At 46.8% G+C, this 15,340-nt stretch carries 12 protein-coding genes; all 12 read right to left on the bottom strand.

What is annotated here, in order from left to right; translation table 11 throughout:
* Window positions 1-11 precede the first annotated feature (11 nt).
* The 12 genes from DXB83_RS15765 to DXB83_RS15710 all read right to left on the bottom strand — a co-directional run bounded on the left by DXB83_RS15765 (window position 12) and on the right by DXB83_RS15710 (window position 15,185).
* Window positions 12-359 carry a hypothetical protein gene (locus DXB83_RS15765; RefSeq protein ID WP_118697852.1) on the bottom strand — a complete coding sequence of 116 codons (348 nt, stop codon included), beginning with the start codon at window positions 357-359 and terminating at the stop codon, window positions 12-14.
* Window positions 331-1,899, bottom strand: coding sequence for a BCCT family transporter (locus DXB83_RS15760; RefSeq protein ID WP_055266487.1), 1,569 nt, complete (start codon window positions 1,897-1,899; stop codon window positions 331-333). The genes DXB83_RS15765 and DXB83_RS15760 overlap by 29 nt, the downstream gene beginning before the upstream one ends.
* On the bottom strand, window positions 1,889-2,620 hold the full coding sequence (locus DXB83_RS15755) for an NTP transferase domain-containing protein (RefSeq protein ID WP_117509400.1): 732 nt from the start codon (window positions 2,618-2,620) through the stop codon (window positions 1,889-1,891). The genes DXB83_RS15760 and DXB83_RS15755 overlap by 11 nt, the downstream gene beginning before the upstream one ends.
* Window positions 2,608-4,386, bottom strand: coding sequence for a phosphotransferase (locus DXB83_RS15750; RefSeq protein WP_118697851.1), 1,779 nt, complete (start codon window positions 4,384-4,386; stop codon window positions 2,608-2,610). The genes DXB83_RS15755 and DXB83_RS15750 overlap by 13 nt, the downstream gene beginning before the upstream one ends.
* 409 nt (window positions 4,387-4,795) lie before the next feature.
* A complete protein-coding gene (locus tag DXB83_RS15745) occupies window positions 4,796-6,238 on the bottom strand; it encodes a sugar transferase (protein WP_117509402.1) in 1,443 nt (480 codons plus the stop codon).
* Window positions 6,239-6,502: 264 nt separating this feature from the next.
* Entirely contained in the window at window positions 6,503-7,246 is a 744-nt protein-coding gene (gene recO, locus DXB83_RS15740; RefSeq protein ID WP_117509403.1) for a DNA repair protein RecO, read from the bottom strand.
* Between the two features lie 25 nt (window positions 7,247-7,271).
* Window positions 7,272-8,189: a GTPase Era gene (gene era, locus DXB83_RS15735; RefSeq protein ID WP_117509404.1), complete on the bottom strand. Its 918-nt coding sequence runs from the start codon at window positions 8,187-8,189 to the stop codon at window positions 7,272-7,274.
* A 19-nt stretch (window positions 8,190-8,208) separates the two neighbouring features.
* Window positions 8,209-11,124: an insulinase family protein gene (locus DXB83_RS15730; protein ID WP_118697850.1), complete on the bottom strand. Its 2,916-nt coding sequence runs from the start codon at window positions 11,122-11,124 to the stop codon at window positions 8,209-8,211.
* Window positions 11,125-11,228: 104 nt separating this feature from the next.
* Complete coding sequence (locus DXB83_RS15725; RefSeq protein WP_158568345.1) at window positions 11,229-12,194, bottom strand: SseB family protein; 966 nt, start codon at window positions 12,192-12,194, stop codon at window positions 11,229-11,231.
* Window positions 12,195-12,420: 226 nt separating this feature from the next.
* Window positions 12,421-13,728 (bottom strand): putative ABC transporter permease, encoded by a 1,308-nt coding sequence (locus DXB83_RS15720; RefSeq protein WP_117802023.1) that lies wholly within the window; start codon window positions 13,726-13,728, stop codon window positions 12,421-12,423.
* A gap of 30 nt (window positions 13,729-13,758) precedes the next feature.
* Window positions 13,759-14,736 (bottom strand): hypothetical protein, encoded by a 978-nt coding sequence (locus tag DXB83_RS15715; RefSeq protein ID WP_055227896.1) that lies wholly within the window; start codon window positions 14,734-14,736, stop codon window positions 13,759-13,761.
* Window positions 14,737-14,744: 8 nt separating this feature from the next.
* Complete coding sequence (locus tag DXB83_RS15710) at window positions 14,745-15,185, bottom strand: DUF4869 domain-containing protein (protein ID WP_055227895.1); 441 nt, start codon at window positions 15,183-15,185, stop codon at window positions 14,745-14,747.
* Window positions 15,186-15,340: the final 155 nt, after the last annotated feature.

Genomic DNA, 15,340 nt, shown 5'->3' with positions numbered 1-15,340 from the left:
ATGGGGGATTCTCACTGCTTTATGTGTTTCGATTCCCAAATGTCATAGGTATCCCTTCTTATTTTTAAATCTTTAATGGATACCCATTCATTTCCAGCCAGCATCGCTTCTTTCACACGCTTCTCCAGAACCGTATACAATTCATACTCCGTTCCGCTGAACTCATCGCCTTCATCGGCCCCGTATGTATCAATCCCGGACTCATCCTGCTGTGGTTCCATGGGTTTAATATCGCCCGTCGGCAATGTAACATCCTCATTTTCGTCCGCAAACGCCTTTTGCGGCATCACAAAAATGGATGCCGCAAGCAGAAACAAAAATGCTGTCAGTTTAACGATTCTCTTTTTTCTCCTCTCCATGCGCTTTTCCTCCCTGCAATTCTTCTAAATACAGTTTTGCATCTTTTAAGAAGCTGACCGCAATCATCACGATCACAATGCCGATCGGAAATGCCGCTACGATACTGACAGACTGCAGACTGTTCATGGAACTCTCTGCAAAAAGAAGTGCAATCGGAAGCAGGATCAGCAGGATACACCACATCAGCTGAATTCCTTTTGCCGGCTCTTCGCCGTCTTCCAGTTTCCGGTAGCTGTAGCACGATGCCGTCAATGCGATCGAGTCGAACGATGTCGCATAAAATGCAACCATCGTAACTAATACAACAACCATAATCAGCGGTGCACACGGCATGGTTTTGATCATCGACACGATCAGATGATATAAATCTCCATTTTCATTATACTGCGAAATGAAATCAATTGCACCTGAAATCTGCTTTCCCATCGAATAATTTCCAAGAATAATAAAGCTGACAAGCGTGGAACCCACACCAAAACCGTATCCGCCGAGAATCGTCTGGCGCACGGTTCTTCCGCGGGAAATGCTGCCAATAAAGAACGGTGCTGCCACACACCATACCATCCAGTATGCCCAGTAATAAATGGTCCAGTTCTGTGGGAAGTTTGTCGTACGCATCGGGTCCGTATACGTTGATAAGCCGATAAAGTTCTGAATCATTTTTCCAAGAGAAGAAAATCCAGTTTCAATAATATACCGCGTCTCTCCCCCAAACAGCAGGACGAAGGCAAGAAGTCCGAAAAACAGATAAATGCACACCTTGGCCAGAATGCTGATTCCTTTGAATCCATGCAGAAGAGAATAGGTATAAACACAGCAGGTGATCAGAAGAATGATAATATTAATCACAGTTCTGCTGACTTCCATATGGAACAGCTCACCGATGATTTCCGCCATCAGAGGAGTTGCCACACTAAAAGTGGTAGCAGTTCCGGCCAGCAGTGCAAAGACAGCCAGAAGGTCAATCAGACGGCCGCCAATTCCATCTGTCTGTTTTCCCAGAATCGGACGGCACGCCTCGCTGTATTTCTGACGGTTTCGTTTTCTTACATGAAGCATAAATCCAAACGCAACAGCCAGTACCAGATAGAATCCCCACGGGATAAAGCTCCAGTGAAACAGTGGAAATACGCCTGCCCAGTCCTGAATGCTGCCAAGTTCTGCGATGTGAGGATCTGTTGCGTACAAAATCCACTCAGAGAACGAATAAAACAGAATATCTGCTGCCAGACCGCAGGTAAACATCATACAGCCCCATGCAAAAAAGGAATATTTTGGCTTTTCATCCGGCTTTCCAAGCACAATATTTCCGTATTTGGAGCCTGCCAGAAACAGAGACAGAAAGAAAATGCCAAGTCCGATGACCAGGTAATACGTTCCAAAGGTGTCTCCAAACAGAAATCGAATCTGGCCAAGTACCTGATTCGACTGCTCCGGTGCAAAGAAAAATACGATACATAGAGCAACGATCAGCGCCAGAGGCACCAGCGTGATCATCCAGTCGATTTCTTTTTTCTTCTGTTGGTTTTTACTGTTCATTTTCTTCCCTTTCTGCGTAATCCGCATACGATGCATCGAGTGCAACAAGCTCGCTGAAATTGTCTACTTCTATGATATCCTCTGCCTTCATTGGCCGGATGCCAAGCTGATACTCTTTCGGGTAGCAGAACATTGCCACATCGTCCCAGTAAATCTGACGGTTTTTCTTTACTTCAAACTCCTGCTCCAGATGGCCTTTCAGCCGCTTTCCATCTTCTGCTGTCCATCGGGAAATGCTGTATAGCTGCCATCCGCCCTTTCCGCCGGTTCTGCTGCAGCCTGTCACAATGCCGTTTTCCACGGTCTGCAGCCACTCGTCGGTCTCATCATCCGTCCACACGCTGTTGTAACCGGATCGCTCAAACTCCGGTGCCAGAATTTCCGGATGATAGATGATCTGGTCACCGTCAAGAATAATCGCATTTTCCAGATGTTCCCGCGCCACATACAGCGATGCGATGTTGTTGCAGGTATCGTACCACGGATTGTCGATCAGCTTCAGACCCGGGTACTCCTCTTCCAGTGTCTGGAACTGTTCCTTGAGGTAACCGACTACCACGTAAATTTCTGTGATTCCGTTTTTGTGCAGTCCATCGATGACGGTATCAATCATCCGCACACCGTTTACCCGGACCAGCGGTTTTGGTGTTTTTAACGTTACCGGCTTCATCCGGTTTCCGAGGCCTGCCGCCATAATAATGGCACGCTCTACTTTGTACATGTTTCTTTTCCTTCCTCTCCCAGTTCCTGCTGGACTATTTTGTAATAATCTTTTGCATAGCGGTACTGCCGCAGGGAATATTCTCCGAATTCCACGCCTAATTTCCGTTTATATTCGCACCAGTTGCTCCAGAGCAGACCGCAGACTGCGATGTAGCAGTAGATTTTTATGCGTGTTCTGTCGTCACAGTTTCCTTCAAAATAAAGATCAATCAGATGGTCCACCTGCTCTTTTTTGTAAAGAGAATAGATACAGAACATCGCAATATCCACATGCGGATCCTGCATTCCGGCGTATTCCCAGTCGATCAGGCGGATCTCCTCTTTTCCGTTTTCTTCCACAAACAGAAAATTGTCCGGCACAGCATCAATGTGAGTGAGCACCCACTCTCCGGCATTTGCTTCGATGTAATCCTTTAACTGAAGCACATGCGCTTTCGTCTTTTCGTAATCTTTATATGCTGACGGAGTTCCTTCCCAGAGGCTTTCATAGTATTCCATCTGTCCGAACAGGTCGAAGGAATGGTCTACTCTTAATTTCTGCCCGTGAAACTCCCGCAGTTTCTTCATGCATTTCTGAAGATCTTCCTCATTTTCTGCATCGCAGACCCGCGCACCTTCGAGATATTCTGTGATTTTGTAGCCGTTCTCCGGGTTAATATAGGCAATCTCATCACAGATCCTGCGGCCGGCGATCGTCTGATATACAGCGGCTTCCTGCCTGCGGTTGATCAACTGATCGGTTCCCTCTCCCGGAATTCGCATAATGTATTTTTTATCTTTACAGGAGAATAAAAAGGATCGGTTTGTCATTCCTTTTTTCAGAACTGTAATGTTTGTCACTTCGTTCTGCTGTGCTCCAAGTGCTTCACAGATTACCTGAATCGCATCCGTCTGCAGCTGGCTGGAATCGCTGTCAATCTCACGCAGCTGCTCATAGGTATTGATTTCTACGGCATCGGCAGCATGTACAACACGGGCCGTCACAATCATTCTGTCTTTCCGGTATAAGGTTTCCTCCCAGAACGCTCCGTCGTATCGGGAATCTCTTCCCAGTTCTTCCAGACGCTCCCGCACGATCTCCGCTTCTGTTTCCAGCAGATAACAGATGCCGATCATCGCGTTTCCGCCTGCCTGTTCTTTCTGTACGACCAGCTCCTGCTTCCGGTTTACGCGGACGGTACTGTCATCATCCACCAGATCGCTGACCATGTACCAGGAATATAATTCGTTTCTGCTGTATGGATTCTTTTCACACCAGATATCACAGGGAATGATGTAGCTGTTTGATAAATGGGCTGCCGCCGTTTTCAGGGAATGCAGATTGTTTTTCGACACATAGTCCGGAGCGACGATCAATTCTACGCCGTATTCATCGATCAGATATTCATACTGCTCTTTCATAAATCCGACAACGACGTAAATCTCTGTAATGCCGACTTCATGAAGCTGACGGATTGTGCGCTCTATCAGCCGCTCTCCCTTGATTTCCAGAAGTCCTTTCGGTGTCTCTGTATTAATCGGAACCATCCGCATACCAAATCCGGCGGCAAGGATAATGGCGTTTTTCGGCGCTTTCTCTTTTGCCTCACGCAGTGTCTTTTCCGTCGGACGGATCTCTTCATCCAGGTAACCTTCTGAAATCAGTTCCTTGATCGAACGATTGACGATTCCAAGCGAATGGCCGGTCTGTGCGGCAAGGATACGCTGATTGATGAAGGGTTCTTTTATCAGGTTGTTCAATATATCTTGTTTTGAGTTGTTCATATACTTCCTTCTTCCATTTTTCATGAACTTTTGTTTTCGATTATACCATAACTTTATGACTTTTTCAATCCCCTGTGTGTTAGGATAGTTGTCAGTGAAAGATAATTACTTTTGTGGTAGTATATATGTGAACTTCCTATAAAATTAACTCTCATAAAATTCCTTTTAAAGTATGCTACAACTGGCTTAAAGCAAGAACATGTCGAAACGAGAGTTAATATTTCAGGAAGTTCACATAAAAAGGTCCAAATAATTAACATTATTTGGACCACCTGTCAAAGGAAGCCTTTTTCCTTTTCGCCGTCATCAGGACTTCTTTGCGCTTCCATTCATAAATTTTTCTTAAAATTTACCTTTATTTTACCACACTACTCCCAAAACTACAATATATCTCCATTTTTCATTTTTTTTACATAGAACCTTTCTGGCCTAATACAATCAGTACAGTTTTAAACAAAATCTTAATATCCAGCATAAAGGACCATTCTGAAATGTACTTCGTATCCAGTTTTACAACCTCTTCAAAATCTGTAATCTCGCTTCGTCCGCTTACCTGCCACATACCAGTCAGTCCCGGCTTGATTGCCAGTCTTGCTCTGTGATGGAGCTCATATTTCTCCCACTCATCCACTGTCGGCGGACGGGTTCCTACAAGGCTCATGTCGCCTTTTAACACATTGAAGAACTGCGGGAATTCATCCAGCGAGGTTTTGCGGATAAAGTTTCCGATTCCTTTGCCTGGTCCTTTTTCGCTTCCGATGACACGCGGGTCATTCTCCATTTTGAACATCAGACCATCGCTGACGCGGTTCTGTTTCATCAGTTCTTTTTTCCGCTCTTCCGCATCCATGTACATGCTACGGAACTTGTAAATTTTGAATTTTCTTCCGTTCTTTCCGACACGGTACTGTGAGAAGAAGATCGGGCCCGGAGACTTGATATAAATCGCAGGGGCAACGAACAGGAAGATGATTCCGGTCAGAATACATCCGGCAAGACCGCCGCAGATGTCCATGATTCGTTTCAGCACAAGCTGTCCTGCGCTTGCCATATTGATGCAGGTGGTGACCACGGTATAGTTGCCCATGCGCTCTACAGTCTGATTTTTTCCCTGCATTTCGTTCACGTCCGCAATTTTTACGTGGATCGTAATGCCCATCTCGGCGAATGCGTCGAATACTTTCTGCGGGATTTCTCTGCCTTCCGGCAGAACGATCAGCACTTCGTCGAACCACTCACGGCAGACATACTCAGCTGCATCTGCAAGGTTCGATACCACCGGTACGCCGTGGATTTTGTGTCCGGTTCTGTCCTGGTCTACGAGAACAACGCCAGTCGGACGAACGCCGATGTAATCGAAATCCAGCATGCTCTTTACAACGGACTGTGACTGTTTTTCGGTCGTGATGATCAGAAGCGAACGGCCGCTGTGTTCCCCGCTGCTGCGTTTCTTTACCACAGCCTTCCATCCGATGCGCATCAGATAGGAAAGCATTCCGTACAGAGCACCGGTCAGCATAATGGTTGCTCTGGAGAACTGATCTCCCTCCTGAATCAGGAACAGGTAGAATACACCAAGAACGATGATGTATACCATATTTTTTACAGTCATTCCGATTTCCACGAGGTATCCGCGCTTCATGACGTTTTTGAAGGAATCGTCAAAAAACATGATCATCAGCTGGATCAGAGCGAATACGATAGCCTCATTTCGGTAAATTGGGCTTCCATATGGCTTAAAACTGTGATGTCTTAAGAAATAACCCATGACGAAAGCCAGCTGAAGACAGATAATATCAAGAACCATAAAATCCAGATGCTTCAGCCATCCTGTGGATGATTTTTTGTACATACCTTTCTCCCCTGTCGTATTTTTTTCGCCGTACTCGTAACATTCTCTTGTTTCGCATAGTTTTTCTAGCTTTTATATTACCATTTTCACTAAAACCTTCTCATTTTTTCTGGTACTATGCATTTGCAATATCTTCTGTGACGAATACAGAACCATTTTTTTCTTTATTCCAAATATTCTATCCCATTTCTACTTATTTGTAAAGGTGTGGACACACTTTTGGACATAATTATTTCACATTTTTGCAAATTATTACATTTTATATTATTTCATCACATCCAGAATCTGTAATGTTTTCATCTTCTTTTCGACATAGCGATGGAGATATGCACGCAGCAATCGTTCCAGTTCGTCCAGGATCTCTTCATTTACGGTAAAACCATACAGCTTCGCGAGCGGTGCCGCAATGATATAGCGGCATGCCAGCACGGTGCCCGGCTGCAGCGGCCATGGATCTCTGATGGTTTTTCCACAGTTTGGGCAGTAGATGGCGCTGTCGCGCAGGGAGAAAACGGTCAGATTCTCTTTCGTGCCGCACTCCATGCAGGAGAACATCTGCGGTGCTTCTCCGCTGATTGTGATCGTCCGCAGTTCGAAGATGCACCGGATCAGGCGGAGGTCCTGTTTTCCGCTGCGGATGGCGTTCATCGTCACGTACAGAAGGTTCAGCATCTGGGTTTCATCGTTTCCTTCCTGGCCGAAATATTCGGCCAGTTCCAGAAAATAAAAGCCGTAATAAACGCCGGGCTGCATCTGCGCCAGGTCGAGGAAGTATTCTTTAATGTTTGCGCCGGAGAGGGTGTAGCTGTCACGGCCCTCGTAAACCTGAAACTCGCCGAAGACGAACGGATTGGAGACGGCCATCAGCGGGCTTTTCATGCGGCGGGCGCCGCGCGCGAAGGCGGTGATTTTGCCGAGCTCCCGGGTCAGGATCACGACGCGCTTGTCATACTCTCCGACCGGGGAGGCGGATAATACCATTCCGCTTACATTGATTGGTTCTCGCATGTTTCTTCCTTATTATAATGCAATATTATAAATCGAGTTTCTTTTTATCATATCCGAAGTTCTTCACGAGGAAATCGCTGTCGCGCCAGTCTTTTTTGACTTTGACCCAGAGCTTCAGGTTGACTTTCTGCTCCAGCATCTGCTCCAGCTCATACCGCGCGTTGCTTCCGATCTTCTTGAGCATCGCGCCCTGTTTTCCGATGATGATGCCCTTGTGGGAATCGCGCTCGCAGATGATGGTCGCATCAATATCAACGATTTTTCCGTTCGGGCGGTCTTTCATCTGGTCGATCACAACGGCGATGCCGTGCGGGATCTCTTCGTTTAAGGCGTACAGTGCTTTCTCGCGGATGATCTCAGCCACGATCTGGCGCATCGGCTGATCGGTGATGGTGTCCTCATCGTAGAACTGCGGGCCGTACGGCAGATATTTGAAGATGCTCGGAATGATGTCATCGGTGTTCTGATGGCGGAGTGCCGAGCACGGAATGATCTCGGCAAACTGGAACAGCTTGCGGTACGTATCGATGAATTCCAGGATTTTGTCTTTCTCCACGGTATCGGTCTTGTTGATAATGAGGAGGACCGGCGCATTGACTTTCTCCAGGATCTCTGCGATATGGCGCTCTCCTGCTCCGATGAAGTTGCTCGGCTCTACCAGCCAGAGAATCACATCGACTTCTTTTAACGTTTTCTCGGCTACATCAACCATGTACTCGCCGAGCTTATTTTTCGCCTTGTGGATACCCGGTGTGTCGAGGAACACGATCTGTCCCTCGTCACACGTATAAACGGTCTGGATGCGGTTGCGGGTGGTCTGCGGTTTCTTGGATGTAATCGCAATCTTCTGTCCGATCAGGTGGTTCATCAGCGTGGATTTTCCCACGTTCGGACGGCCGATCAGGGCTACAAAGCCGGATTTATAATTTGCATTGTTTTCCATTGCTGTCTCTTCTCCTCATTTATAAGTTCTCTACGTTCTTAAACAGTTCTTTCTCTTTCTGAATGGCTGCTTCGCTTCCGACAACGCAGATGTTGTTCTGTTTTAAGGCTGCATCTACAAGGTCTGCCAGTGCATGAATGTCATCCAGGGTTGCATCGAGGATCTGATCTCTCTCCTGCTGGAAGTCTGCTTCGGTGATGCCGTTGAACCATGCGCTCTCGGAGGTCTGGCCTTTTGCGGACGGGTTCATCGGGACGTCGAGTTCGCTGATCGTTCCGATGATGTATTTGGTCATCTGGCGCTCGTCTGCTTCGAAATTGCGCACGTAATCGCCGATACCGCGGTATACTTCAAGGGTTCTTCCGACGTTCGGGTCACGGTAGGAAGAAATGCACGCGTTTCCGCCTCTTCCGAAAGCTCCGCCGCAGCCGTAAGCGCCGCCTTTGACACGGATGTTGATCCACAGATAGTCATAGCTCAGCATGACACGCAGGATGCGCAGGGCTCCTGTGTAGTCGTAGCCTTCGCGCTCGAAGTTTCCACAGAGTGCCACGTACTGTACCTGGCCGGAGGTCTGGAAGGCTTCGTTTTTCTGTTCAAAGTCATACACAATGCTGCCCGGCTCCACTTCGTCGGTGTACAGATTCTCTTTGAATGCTGCGATTTTTTCTTCCAGCGGTGCGTAGCCTGTCTCGTCTGCGGTATAGGAGACGGTCAGATTCTCTTTGCGGAAGATGTATTTCATCAGGGTCTGCAGATTTTTAATCAGTTCTGCTTTTTTCTCATCGAAGTTCTCGTCCAGATCTTTTAAGAGCTGGTAGAAGCCGATGCCTGCGATGCGGTCCTGGAAATTGCTCATCGGGGAGTAATAGGAAGCTGCACGCATCACAGCCGTTGCATTTCCGGCGGAAGACAGGCGGTTCTGCAGGCCGGATTTCATGCTGGAGATGATCTCGTGAAGACGTTTCTCGTCACCCAGGCGGGAGGTGTTCAGGATTTCCTCGATCATTTTCATGACGAAATCCAGTTTGTCGTACAGGAATTTCGCGCGGATGCCGAACATTCTGCGGCAGTCGTCATCATTTTCCGGAATGCGGAATACCTGCAGTCCGCAGTTGATGCCGCCGGTCTGTGCATTGATCTCGTTGAACAGTTCGCCGTAGGTGTAGTGTTCGGTGTCCACATAGCCGAGAACGGATTTTAATACGCCCATGTACGGGATCAGATCGTTCGGCACATTTTTCGTATCAAACAGCAAGCTTAAGTAACCGATGCCGTTCGTGAATACGTTGTGATGAAGAACCGTCGTTCCATCGACTTCATGCTCGTCATTGTAAAGTTTGACAGACTCACGTTTGATATCGCTTCGTTTCAGGAGCGGAATCGTCTCGAGTGCTTCCTCGCTCTCCTCTTCTTCCTGATATGCTGCCAGCTCTTTGGTGTCAGCAATGATTTTCTCGATCTCTTCTTTTGACAGGCTCTCTTTGTATTTCTGCAGTTTTTCTGCGGTCTTTGCATCATTTTCTGCGGCAAGACCGGTCTTTGGAATGAGGGTCACGATGGAGGCATGGGTGTTGTCCAGCAGATACGTCTGGATCAGGTTTTCGAAATAGCCTTCTTTTGCCAGTTTTTTCAGCTCATCGTAGATCGCAAGCTGCTGCAGGTAGGCGAACGGTTTGTTCTCGTCGTACAGCCAGCTGTCGAAGACGTCGATGCCGTACATCAGGCCCTTTGGGAAGCTGGAGAAGTCCGCCTCACGGAAACGGAATTCGAAATAGTTGATGCCTGCCTCGATGGCTTTCTGATCCATGCCGTTTTTCACGATATCCTCGAGGGTGCCGCGGATGATGGACAGGAATTTCTCTTTCTCATTTTCATCAGCGTTCTTGGCTACGATGGAGAAGAATGGCTGCAGGATGCCGTCCTCGTAGGAACCGTAAACATCTTTTCCGATGTGTGCGTCAAGGAGTGCCTGTTTGACCGGGGCTCCCGGTGCGTCAAGGAGTGCATACTCCAGAACGGAAAATGCCACGTTTAATTTTACATCCAGACCGCTGCCGATGACCATGTTGTAGGACAGGTACGCATTGTTTTCAAGCGGATCGCCATCGAGTACCGGGTACTCGTGTACAATGTCGAGGGTCTCTGCAAATGGTTTCTGATACGGAATTTCGGATTTTACTTCTTTTGCATTAAAATGGGACAGGTATTTTTCATCCATCCATGCCAGTTTTTCTTCCATATCCATGTTTCCGTACAGGTAGATATAGCTGTTGGACGGATGGTAATAGGTCTGATGGAAATTCAGGAAGTTTTCGTAGGTCAGGTTCGGGATGCAGGACGGATCTCCGCCGGATTCTACGCCGTACGGAGTGTCCGGGAACAGGGTGTTGAAGGTTTCACGCTCCAGGACATCGTCTGCGGAGGAGAAGGCTCCTTTCATCTCGTTGTATACAACACCGTTGTAGGTCAGCGGGCCGTCTTCGCTTTCCAGATGATAGCTCCAGCCTTCCTGCCGGAAGATTTCGTCGTGTTTGTAAATGTTCGGGTAGAATACGGCGTCCATGTAGACATGCATCAGGTTCTGGAAGTCGGCATCGTTGGTGCTGGCTACCGGGTACATGGTTTTATCCGGGTAGGTCATAGCATTTAAGAAGGTGTTCAGGGATCCTTTGACGAGTTCTACGAAGGGATCCTTTAACGGGAATTCGCGGGAGCCGCAGAGGACGCTGTGCTCGAGGATGTGGGCTACGCCGGTGCTGTCGGCCGGCGGGGTACGGAACGCGATGTTGAATACTTTGTTGTCATCCTCCGTCTCGAGAAGCAGCACGCGGGCTCCGCTTTTGTTGTGGCGAAGGAGGTAGCCATGTGCGTGGATATCATCAATCTGCTGTTCCTGCAGCAGGGTATAGGCTTTGCAATGTTCTGCGTTCATTTTTGTATATCCTTTCTTGTTTTTCTTTATTATTTCCGGTTTTATGCAGTCAAAAACGGACCGCAGTGCCCGTTTACTGGGATTTTCTGCGGCCCTGTCGGTTTTTATTCTTCGTGGTCTGTTTCTGCGTCGGTAGTTTCCGCCTCATCCACATGATCTTTTACTTCGTCATTTGCAGCATTGTTCTGCGCATTTCTCTGCGCCTGAGCTGCGGCAGCCTGTGCCATCATCGCCTCGAGATTCGGGCGGACACTCTGCGCCTGGGCTCCCATGATTCTCTGGAGCTGTTCTCTGGTCAACAGAAGGTTGAAGCCGGACGGGTTGATGACGAAGCCTTTGGCCTGTTTCATCAGGTACGGCAGAAGGTGCTGGAACGGGATGGCTGCCAGACGGAGTTTTGCCTGCGGATCCGGACGGAATTTCTGGAATTCACCAATATCGGAAAACAGCGGCTGAAAGATGTCTTCGTTCTGGTTTTTGATGTACGGGATGCGCACGTCTGGTCCCGGGTTGGCCGGATCGAATTCGCCCTGTACCTGGGAGATGTCGATGGCAAGGATGAATTTGCTTCGCATCAGGTTGACAAGCATTTCTTCTTCGAGTTCACGCAGGTGCTGCATGCGCTCGGCATCGTCTCTTCTCTGATTTGGTTTGCGGAGCTCCTGCAGGAAATAAACTACAGTGAGCTGTACGCCAGGGTTGAGGACTGGAAGATGCTGTTTGTTCATTTTTTCCATGTCCGGTTTCGGGAAGATCTGCTCCAGCTCGATGCGGCGGGTCTGATCGCCTTCGTGGAAGATGACCATGTTGACACCTTCTGCGTAGAGGCCCATATAGAAGTTCGGCATCTGCTTGCGCAGTACTTTTACGGTAAGCAGCGGGGTATTCTTCTCTACATAGGATTTTGCAAATTCTTTAGCTGCTTCTTCTTCGGTAAACATATATACCTGATCGTCAAAGGTTTCCGGATCGCACTCTACGTATGGGAGTTTCGTGATCTGGGAAAATGTGACATAGATGATTTCCATGCTCTGAAATTTCTTCATTGTGAAGCTGTTGTCTACTGTCATTTGTGGTTGAGTCCTTTCTTCGCTCTTAGAGGATATGGTATCCCCAAAATATCTATGTGACATTATATCATACTTTTGGTGGGTTGCCAAAGGTTTTCTTTGGGGGTAACGGACCGCGCAGACCAAAGCTGTCGAAACGGGGCCTGACTTTGCATGACGGAGGGAGAGGGCTTTTCGTAGTCTGTAATTGGGGCGTGCAGACTACGGAATTGTTTTTTAACACATTCTAGTTAATCGCTTTGGCATTGGGGTAGATTTTTTCCATTCGGGCGTCCGGGAAATGGGCATCTATGGTCTGCTCGATGGCATTAGCAGCGGGCTTTTGGTGGGCGCGTTCGTCGTATCGGGCGAGAGCAAGGGTAGATACGAGCATGTTGGCCACCATGAACACAATCAGGATCCAAGTGATGATTTTTCCGAATTTCATCGGGATTTTTTCAATCCAGCGCGAAATGACAGGATAGAATTTTTTGAGCCAGACGACGGCGGCTATTCCCCAGAAGAAACAGTACAGGAGGTTGATACGGCCTCCGAGGTTGAAGGGAATGTCGCTGTAGTCCCAGAAGACTTTTCCGAATACGATTTCGGTGAACACACTGCAGATGTATTCGTAGGCTCCGCCGAGGAAGGTACCAAAGGCAAACAGGAATCCATCGGAGCGGTCGCGGTAGTTGTAGAGGAACCAGGTAGCGAGGGCGATGGCCAGGCCCCAGACGATGCTGAACGGGCCCCATACAAGGCTGCTGCGGCTCATCCAGACACCGGCGGTGATGCGACAGAATATGGTTTCTGTAATATCGCCCAAAAATGCGCCGATGATGAAGAGAAGAACGATTTTGTAAAAGCTGCATCCTTCGGCAAATACGCCGGTTTCTGTTTTCTCTTTTTTCTCCGAAACTGGCTGTACGGCCGGATAGGCACGTTCCACACGACGCTCCAGATAGCGGTAAACACGGACAGAAAGGCGTCTGGTGAAGGCGTCGATCTGATCGTTCATAGCGCTGATCCGCGGCATTTTTTTCGTGATGTGGTGCAGAACAGCATAGGAACCGACGGCATCTACTATCAATATACCAAAGAGAATCCAGGATGTGATATGCAGAAAACCGGCCGGAATTGAATGAAGAACTGTAAAGCAGAGGCGATTGCCGATTTTCATGGCAAGCAGTCCTAAAATTCCCCATAGTACAGAATACTGAAGGCAGATATAGCCGTCCATGTTCCATTTTTTATTGGAATAGTCCCACCATTTGCCATGGCCAATGCGTTCCAGTGCGTGACCGGCCAGCCACTCGACTGCGGTAGCGATAATCATACAGCCAAGGAACAAAAAGACGGGGCTTGACTGCAGTTCATACAGATAACGTGTCATAAAGACAGCTGTGATTCCATAGATGGCGCAGAGCGGACCATTTAAGAATCCTCTGTTTACCATATGTTTTTTCCGGATCGCGGCCACAGAAGTTTCCAGAAGCCATCCAAGGAAGGCGTAAAAGAAAAACAGGCCGAGATAGTCATAAATTGTATAGTTCATGTTCTTCTCTCTATTCTTTCATTATTTTTGCTATTTTAAGGATTTTATTTTCCACTGAATCCCTTGTATACTCTCCAGTATTTTGTTTTTATTTTTATCCTGCAAATAAGATGGATTTAATTTTGCTTTTTTATACTGCAAATATGTTCCTTCTGTTTTCTGAATCAGCAATTTTGTAAAATATTGTTCCCAGCTAAAAAACTCTGTGCTGTCGATATAATCTTCTGGATTTTCCAGAATTTTACGAACCTCTTTGTCCTGTAAAAGATCTGAATTTAAAATCAGCCATTCAAAAGACTCCGGTAAATATAAATGTACGTTCTGTTTTTCCTCTATTTTATTGCTGAGAAGATTCATTTCTGCTCCAATTGCAGCACCGTCCGCAATAATACAGGTTTCTTCTGTTCCTGCCTTGCCGATCATTTCCGGTATTTTTGTTTTTCCACCAGCGCTTTCACATGTAATATTCCTTTCTGCACATACATTTTCAAAAAATTGATACCCAGAATTGGAATCTTCCGTAATTATTTTTTGTACTCTAACAGGAAGCCGTGCTGTTTTGGGATAGATCTGATACATTTTCTGATATATTTTTCTGGTATCTCTGTATTTTCCGGAAACATGCAATCCATAAATCTCTTCTACACTATACGGCAAATTATATAAGTTTTCTCTCGTAATCAATACAAAATAATTTTCTGAACCCCGTATGGCAGAAGCAAATTCTTCTGTTTTTATAAAATAATTCTCCTCGTCTATGAAAAAGATGCTTTCCCGGCTGTTTTCCAAAATAATTTTCCAATTAACACCTTCCAGCACTCTGCACGGTACTTCACAGGAAACGTTGATTCCGCTGGACTCCCCTAAATTTTCTGCCTGCCGGATCATATTTACCAGTGTTGTTTTTCCTGATGCACTATCCCCCTGGATGATTGTAATATTACGCTTTATCACAAATTCATAATGAACTCTGTTATTTTGAATAATAACTCTTTTCTTTCCCTTCATACATCCACCTATACATAAGCCTCGGCAACATCTACAAATTCGGACATATTCCGCACAATAGTCCCTGTATTTAAAATCAGGATTTCAAAAGGATCTTTGCCAAACCGCATCACATGACGCAGATTAATCGTCAGATCCTTTTGCTCTCCTAATTTTAAAATCCATTTTGCACAATTATCTCCACATACGGAGGCATTAAAGATCTTTCCGTCTGTATCGTATGCCATCAGCAGCAACGTTTTGATTCCTCCGGATAAATCTTTCGGTGGAATCGGACCAAGCACCGGGCTGTCAATCAGATGCGCACTGATTACCTCCGAGCGATCCACATCGCGGATCATTTCTTTTGCCAGTGGCGTGGTCAGCCATTCATCTTCATAACAATTATCAAAATAGGTTGGCGGATGATAGATTGCACCTTTCATTTCTCCAAGATATATTTTCAACATAATAAAATTCCTCTCGCTAACGCTCATTATATCGTGATACGCACATTATACCATATCTCAAAGCCTTCTTGCGCAAAAATGTATCGTTTGTCAACATTTTCCGGGATAAAAATGTTGACAAACGATACAAAACTATTGCCAAATGTCGCTAATTC

It is taken from the genome of Blautia sp. OM06-15AC (assembly GCF_003481425.1).
Taxonomy (GTDB): Bacteria; Bacillota; Clostridia; order Lachnospirales; family Lachnospiraceae; genus Fusicatenibacter; species Fusicatenibacter saccharivorans.
This window is presented reverse-complemented; position numbering and strand designations above follow the sequence as displayed.

What these genes read in the sequence shown, in the direction of transcription:
- DXB83_RS15725 (WP_158568345.1), bottom strand. Translation starts at nt 12,194, where the DNA reads ATGACAGTAGACAACAGCTTCACAATGAAGAAATTTCAGAGCATGGAA.
- DXB83_RS15720 (WP_117802023.1), bottom strand. Translation starts at nt 13,728, where the DNA reads ATGAACTATACAATTTATGACTATCTCGGCCTGTTTTTCTTTTACGCC.
- DXB83_RS15715 (WP_055227896.1), bottom strand. Translation starts at nt 14,736, where the DNA reads ATGAAGGGAAAGAAAAGAGTTATTATTCAAAATAACAGAGTTCATTAT.
- DXB83_RS15765 (WP_118697852.1), bottom strand. Translation starts at nt 359, where the DNA reads ATGGAGAGGAGAAAAAAGAGAATCGTTAAACTGACAGCATTTTTGTTT.
- DXB83_RS15710 (WP_055227895.1), bottom strand. Translation starts at nt 15,185, where the DNA reads ATGTTGAAAATATATCTTGGAGAAATGAAAGGTGCAATCTATCATCCG.
- era (WP_117509404.1), bottom strand. Translation starts at nt 8,189, where the DNA reads ATGGAAAACAATGCAAATTATAAATCCGGCTTTGTAGCCCTGATCGGC.
- DXB83_RS15760 (WP_055266487.1), bottom strand. Translation starts at nt 1,899, where the DNA reads ATGAACAGTAAAAACCAACAGAAGAAAAAAGAAATCGACTGGATGATC.
- DXB83_RS15745 (WP_117509402.1), bottom strand. Translation starts at nt 6,238, where the DNA reads ATGTACAAAAAATCATCCACAGGATGGCTGAAGCATCTGGATTTTATG.
- DXB83_RS15730 (WP_118697850.1), bottom strand. Translation starts at nt 11,124, where the DNA reads ATGAACGCAGAACATTGCAAAGCCTATACCCTGCTGCAGGAACAGCAG.
- DXB83_RS15755 (WP_117509400.1), bottom strand. Translation starts at nt 2,620, where the DNA reads ATGTACAAAGTAGAGCGTGCCATTATTATGGCGGCAGGCCTCGGAAAC.
- recO (WP_117509403.1), bottom strand. Translation starts at nt 7,246, where the DNA reads ATGCGAGAACCAATCAATGTAAGCGGAATGGTATTATCCGCCTCCCCG.
- DXB83_RS15750 (WP_118697851.1), bottom strand. Translation starts at nt 4,386, where the DNA reads ATGAACAACTCAAAACAAGATATATTGAACAACCTGATAAAAGAACCC.